The following is a 9,444-nucleotide window of genomic DNA, read 5'->3' on the forward strand; positions in this document are numbered from 1 at the left end:
AAAAGGGGGCACAAGCTGAAATTGAGGGGGCATATTTATTTGAAACTATCGCAAGGCAATGGCACGCAAGTAACCTAACTTGGAGCGAAGATCATAGCCGTCGCGTTCTGCTGACGCTTGAGCAGTATATTTTCCCCTCGATAGGTCAAATTGACGCCAGAACGTTGAGAACCAGCCAGCTTCTCAATCCGATCAAAGCTGTTGATGCGGCAGGTAAACATGATGTTGCGCAGCGACTGATGCAGCGCGTAACCGCAATTATGCGTTTCGGTGTGCAGAATGACCTTCTTGAATCAAATCCTGCCAGTGATATGGCTGGAGCGCTTTTAAGCGTTAAGACAACCCATCACCCAGCACTACCCCCAAAAAGAATCCCTGAGTTTCTTGAAAGACTATCACGCTATAAAGGGCGACTAATGACACGGCTTGCCGTTGAATTAACGCTACTCACATTTATTCGTTCAAGTGAGATGCGTTTTGCTCGCTGGAGTGAGGTTAACTTTGAACGAAGCGAGTGGACGATACCTGGAATTCGTAAACCTATTCCCGGCGTAAAACACTCTGAGCGTGGGATGAAGATGAAAACTGAACATATTGTTCCTCTTAGCAAACAAGCATTTGATATTTTTAAACGTTTACATGCCTTGAGCGGTAAAGGCGAGGTTATATTTCCCAGCGATCATGATCCTAAAAAAGTAATGAGTGAAAATACTGTAAATAGCGCCTTACGTGTAATGGGATATGATACGAAGACAGAAGTATGTGGGCATGGTTTTAGAACTATGGCGCGTGGTGCGCTAAGTGAGTCGAAACTATGGAATGATGATGCCATTGAAAGACAGCTAAGTCACGTTGAACGAAAAAACGTGAAAGGTTCATATATGCATACTTCTGAATATCTTGAAGAAAGAAGATTAATGCTGCAATGGTGGGCTGATTACATTGATGCTAACAAGAATGGATCTATCACACCATATGATTTTGCGCGTGTGCATGGAAAATAATTACCATTGTGGTACTGAGGAGAGATTCAAATGAATAACACTCAATCTGATAATAATTTGTTTTATTTTAATAGGTTAACGTACATTACGCCGCACGAAGTGGCGCTTGCTATGAATGGTTTTGACTATGATACCGAAAATGATGAATTGACTGATATTCAATTAAAAGAGGTTATTCGGTTAAGAAAGGCAATAACCAGAAATCTACAATTGATTAATGAATATAAAAACATATCCGCCACGCAAAAAGTGGAGGCGAATTTAGTATTAACTGCCGCTTATATCTTTCAGAGGGAAGATATTGTACCTCCTGAAATTAAGGAAAGAATTGAGAACGCATTGCAACAACAAGTAAAAAATAAAGATTGGGGCGATATTTTAATGATGCTAGGAGGAAGTGAATTATATGAAGTTGGTAAAAAGTTAAGGAGTAATGGCAGAGGGCAGTACAGAAAAGATGATGAGGATAATTATAGTTGTAAATTAATTTACTTACTAATTGAGTTGCTTAAGAAACATGGAAAGGGAAATTATAGCGATAATAGTGTTATATATAATGATATTGTTTCTTTTTGTAATGAGAATGAGATTCTATTGAAAGGAGTTAAAAAAGCTACGTTCTATAAGAAAATAAAGCTGGGGAAAGACATTATAAAATACGGAGAGTGAATTTATTATTGCTATCTGTATATCTCTCATTAGAAGGGGCTACAAGAGGCTCTAAGGGGCTATAGGGGGTAATACAGTGTAATACTGTGGTAATCCCTGAGTAATATGAATCGATAAAACGCAATAATACCTTCTAACGTATGATTTGTTTGTGCTGCAATGATATCTATATGAATTTTATTGATTTTATTTTGTTGTGCATTTTCCTCTTCTCGTGTTCTTTCATATGAACATTATTTCTTTTTTCAGTAGAAACTATCACGTTTCAATAGAATCAGCGTTTGTATTAATAGATTCCATTATCACTAGAATCACTTTTTTTCAGTGTTTAAAGTCACCGTGAACTTAAGTAGAACACGGAGTAACAAGATGGAATATGCAAACAACCTTTCAGATAATCAGACTCTTATTTCAGCAAAAGAGGTGTTAAGACGCGTTCAGCGTAGCAAGGCATGGCTTTACAAACAGCTTTCAAATAATACATTTCCCCGCCCAGTAAAAATAGGAACTCGTGCAATTTCATTTGTTGAAAGCGAAGTCGATCACTGGATTCAAGAGCAAATATATGCCTCTCGTGGTGAACGGCATGAAAATCACTAATAAAAAAGCCCGACATATTGAGTTTGTGGGCTTAAAAATATTGTCGCTTACTGAAATTAGCATGGAGCCTGAGAGAACGTCTGTTAGCTTCTCTATTCAGCCTCCTTGTTCTGGCTTAACTTTCCTGCGCTGGCGGCGTTTGATCTCACTTTGCATGGATGTAATGATGAATTGTGACGTACTTTCGTCCTCTTCTTTCACCATTTCCATCGCTTCAACTACGTCATGTGGCACTCGTGCCTTTAAGGCTTGTGATTTAGCATTCTTTGTACCGGTAGCCATTACTGAATCTCCGTATGTTTGGTGGGCCACAGTATACACGGGAAAAGAACAAAGAAAAGCATTGACGTGGGCCACACCTAATATTTATAGTGGGCCACACCTTAAGTGTTCTAGGGTGAAAAAGGCGAAGCCCGGCAGTGCAGCAACACTAACCGGGCCTCTGACCAATCCGCTGTATGAGGAAACGAAGATGGCTAAAAAGAAGTGTACCTGGTTATTTGCTGCGATCAACCGCAGTCAACGCAATGCCCGTCCTGTGATGTTAAGGATCACCGCAGATAACGAGCGCTCAGCGCGGCGCAGACTTGCCCCGGACTATGTGCTGAGCTTTGCCGGGTGTATTCCCTGCGGAGGTGAACATGCGTAATTATCCGCAACCCGGCGAACGCTGGCAGCATGAACGTGGCTGGACCGTCACAATCATCCGATTAATTGAAGCCTCACCCTCCGTGGCGCTGGTTAATCCTGAATTCAGCTGTGAAGTGCTGATACGTCATGACAGCGACAACCAGCTTTCTTCCTGCCCTCTGGCATGGTTTAAACAGCGGTATACGCGCCTTTTTGATGCGCCGCTCTTTAAACCTTCACCAGCTCCGGCAGGCGGTAGTGGCTCCGGCCCGCTGACACTGCATCCGTCTGTGGTATTTACCCGCTGGCAGGAGCGCAGCATACGGCGTTCTGCTGAACCTGACGACAGTCACTATTCAAAGTTTCTCTGACAAAACACCGCTGAAAACGGAGTAATCCACGATGAATATTTCAAACGGGCACAACAGTGCTCAGGGCCACACTTTGCCTGAAAAACCCAATGCCGGTGCTTTTGCCTATGGATTGTCAGAGGACGGTTTCGGAAAGCTGACCCGCGCAAGAAATGCCTGCGACCTGCTCCAGCTTCTCTTTTCTGAATACCCGTCTCAGGTCGGAGCGCTGGATGCAGGCTGTGCGCCGGGTGTCGCCGCGCTGATGGAATACCTGCGGGCAGATTTGACGGATATTGCGCACAGCTGCGCACTGATTGAAGGAGGTACAAGATGAACCAGCCGCAGGTTTCCATTTTCCCGGCAGAAATGACCACCGCGCTGTACCGGCGGGCGATTGCTTCGGCATGGCGGCAAAAAACGCTGAACGAAACCGGCAGCGATCAGTATGGTCCGCACAGCCTGACGGTGGAGCGTATTGAAATGGCCATTGCGCTGCATATCGAATGCGCACTGATTAACGAGTACGGCGAAGCACAGGGCGCCGCTGCCGCGCTGGCACTGCTGACTGACATGCTGGAGCCGTCACTGCTGACCGCGCCGCCGGTACTGACCGTGCGCGGCTGTGAAGTGATGGCGGAGCTGTACCGCACGCTTCCGGCGGCCTTTGATGACTTCTGCAGCACGGGTGTGGCGCTGTATCAGGGGGAAGTATGACAACACAGAAGGTTACGCAGATTTCAGACGCTGCGCGGGGGAAATGGCCCGTTATTCTGCAGATGCTGCGTATTGATGTACCTGAAAACGGCAGGCACGGCCCCTGCCCGAAATGTGGGGGCAAGGATCGTTTTCGTCTCGATGACCTTGACGGGCGCGGGACGTGGATTTGCAGCCAGTGCGGCAATGGTGATGGTCTGGATCTGGTTAAGCTCATGACCGGTTACGGCGTCAGAAAGGCAGCGCAGGAGGTGGCGCAGGTGCTTAATGTGCCGGATGTGCAGGAACTGCCCGTTAAGCCCGCCAGGCAAAAAGCCCCTAAACGCGATATGAGCCTTACCGTGGCGGCGCTGATGAAAGAGAGCCATACGGGAGAAAGCCCCTATCTGACCGGAAAAGGATTTGCCGGATACCCGGCTTCCCTGACCGGGAGCGTGCAGCATATCAGCGGTAAGGATTTTCCTGCCGGTTCCCTGTTGTTACCGCTCACCACCAACGCCGGAGCCGTGACCGGTGCGCAGCTTATCGCCCCGACGGGTGAAAAAAGCATACTGCCCGGCAGCACGATGAAAGGCGCGTTTGTGGCGCTCAGTCCGCTACCGTCTGAACCGCCGGTACAGGTGGTGATCACCGAAGGTTACGCCACGGCGCTGACGGTAAGTCAGCTCACCGCCGGGTGCGTAGTGGCTGCCATATCTGCGGGCAACCTGCCCAACGTGGCGCAGTCGCTGCGGGCACGCTGGCCTGAGGTAAAAATTATCATCGCCGGTGATAACGATTTTCAGGACGGGGGCGAAAACCCCGGCAGATCCTTTGCTGAACGGGCGGCAAAAGCTGTTGGCGGCTGGATGACGCTGCCACCAGGAGAGATTAAGGCTGACTGGAATGATTTCCATCGGGAGCACGGTATTACCCGCGCCCGTGAAGCCTTTCGTAACGGTCTGGTGCTGTGCGGGGAAGGCCGCACGCAGCTGCCGCACGGGTTCCGTCTTACCCAGGAATATCTCTGGTATGAAAAACAGGTACAGCGCAACGGTGAGACGGAAATCCAGAACGTCAAAATATGCAACCCGCTGCGCGTGACGGCAATCACCTGCGATGCCGATGGCGGTAACTTCGGGCGACTGCTGGAGTGGGAAGATACGTGGGGAGAGCGCCGCCGCTGGGCGATGCCGATGGAAATGCTGAGCGGCAGCGGTGAGGAGCTGCGCCGGGTACTGCTGGTCAACGGGCTGTCTTATATCAGCACCACCGGCGAGGCCCGCGCCCGCCTGATGGAATATATCTCGCTGTGTAAACCGGAACGCCGCGTGACCTGCGTCAGCCGCACCGGGTGGCATGGTCAGGTTTACGTCCTGCAGGATGAGGTCAGCGGTGAAGGTGCGGAAAGTGTCATTCTCCAGACCACTTCCGTGCAGGGTCGCGATTTCCGAGTGTCGGGCACAACGGAGGAATGGCGGGAGCACGTTTCCCGCTACTGCACCGGCAACTCCCGCGTGGCGTTTGCCGTCAGTCTGGCTTTTGCTGCACCACTGTTACGGCTGGTTGGTATGGACGGCGGCGGCTACCACCTCAAGGGGGAATCGACGGACGGTAAGACCACCACGATGAAAGCGGCAACCTCCGTCTGCGGCGGGCCTGACTACTGGCAGACGTGGCGGGCAACCGGCAACGCGCTGGAGGGATGCGCCAGCCGCCGCAACGATGCCGCCATGATGCTCGATGAGATCCGGGAGGTGGACGGACGCGAGGCAGGCAATATCGCCTACATGCTGGCAAACGGTCAGGGCAAGGGCCGTGCCGGTACGGACGGTGAGCTGCGCACCCGTAAGCAGTGGCGGCTGCTGTTCTTTTCAACCGGCGAGCTGTCACTGACTGAACATGCGGCAAAAGCCGGTGAGCGTACCTTTGCCGGGATGGAAGTCAGGATGATCCAGATCCCCAGTGATTCCGGGAAGTTTGGCGTATTTGAGGAGCTGCACGGCTTCGACAGCGGCAAGGCTCTGGCGGAACATCTGGAGTGGGCCACGTCCAGCTACTACGGTTCGCCGTTCAGGGAGTGGCTGAAAGCCCTGACCGCTGACCTTAACGGGCTGACGGCACAGGCAAAGTCACTGATGAAGGAATATACCGCCGCCCTGACCCCGAAAGATGCGGGTAATCAGGTGGGCCGGGCTGTGAACCGCTTTGCACTGGTGGCGATGGCGGGCGAGCTGGCAACCCGGCTGGGTATCACCGGCTGGCCTGAGGGTGAAGCGCTGCGGGCAACCCGCGTCTGCCTGAACGCATGGCTGAAAGATCGCGGGCACACCGCCAATCAGGAAGATATTGCCGCACTGGAGCAGGTACGCAGCTTCTTTACCGCGAATCAGTACAGCCGCTTTGCTGACTGGCACGACGAGCGTAACCGCCCCGGCAATATGGTGGGCTGGCGCAGGGTGGAGAAAGGCAGTACCGCGCAGGGCACGGAAGCCGTCACCACGTTCTACGTCATGCCGTCCGGCTGGAAAGAAATCTGCCGGGGATTTGACCCGCGCAAGGTGGCGCGTTTGTGCGCGGATCGTGGATACCTGCTGCCCTCCACCGATGGCAAGCTACAGACAACCATTCGCCCTCCAGAGATGAATCCCCGCAGACTCTATGTCTTCAACAGCGAGGTGCCGGGTTAAGGCTTTGCGTGAGTCTTATTTATTAAGGGTAACAGGTGAAACAGGTGGAACAACCGTATTTTACAAGGGCTGAGCCTGTTCCACCTTTTGAAATAGTGAGGTGGAACAGGTGGAACGCCAGCCGATCCGCTGTTCCACCTTGTTACCCGCGATGTTCCACCTGTGTTGTGCATATAAATACTTTATAAAACAATGCTGTAACACATGTTTCACCTGTTCCACCGCATCAGGGACATAACGCAGACTGAAACCGAGGCATTTTTATCTGGCTGGCTTTCATAGCCACGCCTGAATAACCGCAAACGCCCGTTGTGCCAGCCACCACACACTGAGCACCGATAGTGCGCTTGTGTCAGCCACGACACAATTGACGTAACGAAGCAACCCGACAGGAGAAGTCATGAACAACACCGCAGAGAATACCAGCCTTTCCACTTTTCCGGCTGTAACGCAGCGGGCACTGGAAACCCTGAACATAACCAGAAACGCATGGCTTGAAGCACGTCGTCAGCAAAAAGCGGCAGCAGATAATATTGCGACAATCCGCCAGCGCCGCGCTGAAATGGAAGCCACGACTAACGCGCTGAATGAGGAGTGGCGCACGCTGTTTCGTGAAAGTCAGGGCGTAGTCTCAAAGGAAATGAAAAAACTGCGCACGGAAATTGCGCTGGGACGAGAAACGCTTGAGGATTTTGATGAACTGCTGGCAGCTCAGGAAAGCGAAAATGCCTTATTACCGCAGGAGGCCGGGAAATTAGCCGGGCAGTATATCAGCGCACATAACACCCTTGTGGAAATTCGCGCAAAGCAAATCTGGGAAGACTTCATGCAGTCGCATGGTCAGGCGTTAATCCAGACACTGAGCCTGCTCAAAACCACAATGGGGCGGGAAGCCAGTGCCGTTGTGGGTGTGGTGAATTCAGTTAATGACCCGGACACAGTACTGAAAGACTTTATTCACAAACATATCACCAAACCGGCTCTTACTAACGCTGCGATGCCGGAACAGGACCCGGTGTTTAAACTGGCAGGTGTTGCGCCGGATTATGCTGCCCTTGCTGATTTCCGCAAACTTCCCTCTCCGGCGGCCCTTCATAAAATGAAGATCCGGCAGGAACGTGAAGAACTGAAAAAACGTAACCGAGCCGCGGAGGGTATCTGATGGCACTTAAATGTCCCGAATGCGGCACTACGGCACACGCCAGAACCTCCGCCTATGAAGCACCATCGGTTAAACGCTCATGGTATCAGTGCCAGAATCTTGAATGTTCCTGCACATTTACAGCGCTGGAAAGCGTTGACACGATAATTATGAAGCCGCATAAACCCGTGCCATCTCAACCTGAGTCGCAGGATGATTCCCCCGCACGTAAGTCGCAGACGCTGGGCCGCTACGGCTCGGCCTGTACCCTTAAAGACCGTCATGCACAATAAAATGGGGAGGAACCATAATATGACAGAACAACAATTGACCGAAAACCAGATTCAGGCCGCAACCGGACATGTAGTGACACTCCTCGCCAGGGCAAAGAAACCACTTCAGGATGCGGATTGGCTCATGCGGTTGCCTGCAGATGAAATCGCCCGCCAGACGGAAACACTGACAAAAGGCCTTTCTTCCGACTGGCAGTCCAGGATAATTGACCTTTACCAAAAAATGCAGGCCTGGGTGGAGGCCAGACAGGCCGAAGATACAGCTATTGAGAACCTCAGGGCTCTGCGTCAGCATCAGGCCGAAACTGAACAGGCGAGCAAAGACAATCGGGTGCAGTTCAGGAAATTGCTTAGCCAGAACGGCGGTATCGTGACCCCAGAGATGAAAGCTCTTCGGGCTGAGTATCTGGAACAACAGGAAACAGCCGCCGAACTGGCCGGTCTGATCACTGAAAAAGAAGAGCAGTTGCCGGTACTGGCTAACGTGACAGGTCGTAAGGCAAACGCCTACGTAAACTGCCATCATGGCATCACGGAAGAGCGTATTGATGAGCTTCTGCGTGACTTTTTTATTTTCAACGGTGCTGAATTGAGCAGCCTGCTCAGGATGAAGTACAGACAATTTGAACGGGATAGCTCAGCGCATATACCGGGGATTATTGAAGGTACAAATGATGCAGATACACTATATCGTGAATTTATCCTGAATCTCATGCTGAAATGGACGAGTGAAATATTGCCGCTGAGATTCCGGGACGACGTGATGAGCCTGGCCGGTTCAGCGCCGGTATCAGGCTCACATGATGACAGGAAAAAAAGAAAACTGTTTTGATCTGAACAGAACCACTAACTTTAGCCCGGCCTGTGCCGGGTTTTTGATGTCTGTAGCCTGAGTGCATGTCTATGCCGCATGAAAGCGCATGACAGTCATGCGTTATTTTTGACGCAAAAGTCCTTGTGTGGCGGCTCCTGAAGCGATTTACGATGTGCATGAAAACCACCCTGTTAAGTGGAGCGGGCAGGCGGGCGGGGCTGCTCGCGCTGAGGGGAAAGTTAGAGAACAAACGCTAATCGGCCTTGAACAGGCTTTAACCTATATCATATGATGATGCTCTGATGTTGGTATTGGCGTCGAATGTCTTCCTGTTATCGATCATTTTCAGTATGAGATACTAATGAAAGGCTAATAATACCACCTTAAAGTTACCTATCGAATTTTGCGGGTATGTTGGATAACAATAACTTTACACGGATTAAAAATGAATAGAAAATTTCAAGTTTTCATTTCATCAACTTTTACTGACCTCATTGAAGAAAGGCAAGCCGCCGTAAGCGCTATATTAACTGCCGGGCATATACCTGCGGGAATGG

General features: G+C 50.7%; 13 protein-coding genes. 12 read left to right on the forward strand and 1 reads right to left on the reverse strand.

All coding sequences use genetic code 11. The features are described from left to right. The 3 genes from M8370_RS22130 to M8370_RS22140 form a co-directional block, all read left to right on the forward strand. Positions 1–1,004 (forward strand): tyrosine-type recombinase/integrase (locus tag M8370_RS22130; protein ID WP_250021741.1); only part of this gene is annotated, 1,004 nt, incomplete at its 5' end. 30 nt (positions 1,005–1,034) lie between these two features. Beyond that, positions 1,035–1,673, forward strand: coding sequence for a hypothetical protein (locus M8370_RS22135; RefSeq protein WP_001066527.1), 639 nt, complete (start codon positions 1,035–1,037; stop codon positions 1,671–1,673). A 369-nt stretch (positions 1,674–2,042) separates the two neighbouring features. Next, positions 2,043–2,273, forward strand: a complete 231-nt coding sequence (locus tag M8370_RS22140; protein WP_001670042.1) for a helix-turn-helix transcriptional regulator — start codon at positions 2,043–2,045, stop codon at positions 2,271–2,273. Positions 2,274–2,369: 96 nt separating this feature from the next. On the opposite strand, the gene M8370_RS22145 is transcribed toward M8370_RS22140, so the two are convergent. Further along, positions 2,370–2,555, reverse strand: coding sequence for a YlcI/YnfO family protein (locus M8370_RS22145; protein WP_000190569.1), 186 nt, complete (start codon positions 2,553–2,555; stop codon positions 2,370–2,372). Between the two features lie 190 nt (positions 2,556–2,745). Between M8370_RS22145 and M8370_RS23520 the strand changes: the two genes are divergently transcribed. From M8370_RS23520 to M8370_RS22190, 9 genes are all read left to right on the forward strand, one after another. Next, on the forward strand, positions 2,746–2,922 hold the full coding sequence (locus M8370_RS23520; protein WP_349665611.1) for a host cell division inhibitor Icd-like protein: 177 nt from the start codon (positions 2,746–2,748) through the stop codon (positions 2,920–2,922). Further along, positions 2,915–3,274: a hypothetical protein gene (locus tag M8370_RS22155; protein ID WP_250021742.1), complete on the forward strand. Its 360-nt coding sequence runs from the start codon at positions 2,915–2,917 to the stop codon at positions 3,272–3,274. Before M8370_RS23520 ends, M8370_RS22155 begins: the two co-directional genes overlap by 8 nt. A 31-nt stretch (positions 3,275–3,305) precedes the next feature. Further along, positions 3,306–3,590 carry a hypothetical protein gene (locus tag M8370_RS22160; RefSeq protein WP_250021743.1) on the forward strand — a complete coding sequence of 95 codons (285 nt, stop codon included), beginning with the start codon at positions 3,306–3,308 and terminating at the stop codon, positions 3,588–3,590. Beyond that, positions 3,587–3,970 (forward strand): DUF5375 family protein, encoded by a 384-nt coding sequence (locus M8370_RS22165; protein WP_001075583.1) that lies wholly within the window; start codon positions 3,587–3,589, stop codon positions 3,968–3,970. The genes M8370_RS22160 and M8370_RS22165 overlap by 4 nt, the downstream gene beginning before the upstream one ends. Next, positions 3,967–6,639 carry a TOPRIM and DUF927 domain-containing protein gene (locus M8370_RS22170; protein WP_250021744.1) on the forward strand — a complete coding sequence of 891 codons (2,673 nt, stop codon included), beginning with the start codon at positions 3,967–3,969 and terminating at the stop codon, positions 6,637–6,639. The genes M8370_RS22165 and M8370_RS22170 overlap by 4 nt, the downstream gene beginning before the upstream one ends. Positions 6,640–7,039: 400 nt before the next feature. Beyond that, positions 7,040–7,801, forward strand: coding sequence for a phage polarity suppression protein (locus tag M8370_RS22175; RefSeq protein ID WP_250021745.1), 762 nt, complete (start codon positions 7,040–7,042; stop codon positions 7,799–7,801). After that, positions 7,801–8,073, forward strand: coding sequence for an ogr/Delta-like zinc finger family protein (locus tag M8370_RS22180; RefSeq protein WP_250021746.1), 273 nt, complete (start codon positions 7,801–7,803; stop codon positions 8,071–8,073). The genes M8370_RS22175 and M8370_RS22180 overlap by 1 nt, the downstream gene beginning before the upstream one ends. 19 nt (positions 8,074–8,092) lie before the next feature. Then, positions 8,093–8,905 carry a phage polarity suppression protein gene (locus M8370_RS22185; RefSeq protein ID WP_032675266.1) on the forward strand — a complete coding sequence of 271 codons (813 nt, stop codon included), beginning with the start codon at positions 8,093–8,095 and terminating at the stop codon, positions 8,903–8,905. 427 nt (positions 8,906–9,332) lie between these two features. Further along, positions 9,333–9,444 (forward strand): DUF4062 domain-containing protein (locus M8370_RS22190; RefSeq protein WP_250021748.1); only part of this gene is annotated, 112 nt, incomplete at its 3' end.

Source organism: Enterobacter cloacae complex sp. OE43NF (assembly GCF_023544405.1).
Lineage (GTDB): Bacteria > Pseudomonadota > Gammaproteobacteria > Enterobacterales > Enterobacteriaceae > Enterobacter > Enterobacter cloacae.

Bases quoted from the DNA above. Each gene is read 5' to 3' on its own strand.
- M8370_RS22135 (WP_001066527.1), top strand. From the start codon at position 1,035: ATGAATAACACTCAATCTGATAATAATTTGTTTTATTTTAATAGGTTA.
- M8370_RS22140 (WP_001670042.1), top strand. From the start codon at position 2,043: ATGGAATATGCAAACAACCTTTCAGATAATCAGACTCTTATTTCAGCA.
- M8370_RS22145 (WP_000190569.1), bottom strand. From the start codon at position 2,555: ATGGCTACCGGTACAAAGAATGCTAAATCACAAGCCTTAAAGGCACGA.
- M8370_RS23520 (WP_349665611.1), top strand. From the start codon at position 2,746: ATGGCTAAAAAGAAGTGTACCTGGTTATTTGCTGCGATCAACCGCAGT.
- M8370_RS22155 (WP_250021742.1), top strand. From the start codon at position 2,915: ATGCGTAATTATCCGCAACCCGGCGAACGCTGGCAGCATGAACGTGGC.
- M8370_RS22160 (WP_250021743.1), top strand. From the start codon at position 3,306: ATGAATATTTCAAACGGGCACAACAGTGCTCAGGGCCACACTTTGCCT.
- M8370_RS22165 (WP_001075583.1), top strand. From the start codon at position 3,587: ATGAACCAGCCGCAGGTTTCCATTTTCCCGGCAGAAATGACCACCGCG.
- M8370_RS22170 (WP_250021744.1), top strand. From the start codon at position 3,967: ATGACAACACAGAAGGTTACGCAGATTTCAGACGCTGCGCGGGGGAAA.
- M8370_RS22175 (WP_250021745.1), top strand. From the start codon at position 7,040: ATGAACAACACCGCAGAGAATACCAGCCTTTCCACTTTTCCGGCTGTA.
- M8370_RS22180 (WP_250021746.1), top strand. From the start codon at position 7,801: ATGGCACTTAAATGTCCCGAATGCGGCACTACGGCACACGCCAGAACC.
- M8370_RS22185 (WP_032675266.1), top strand. From the start codon at position 8,093: ATGACAGAACAACAATTGACCGAAAACCAGATTCAGGCCGCAACCGGA.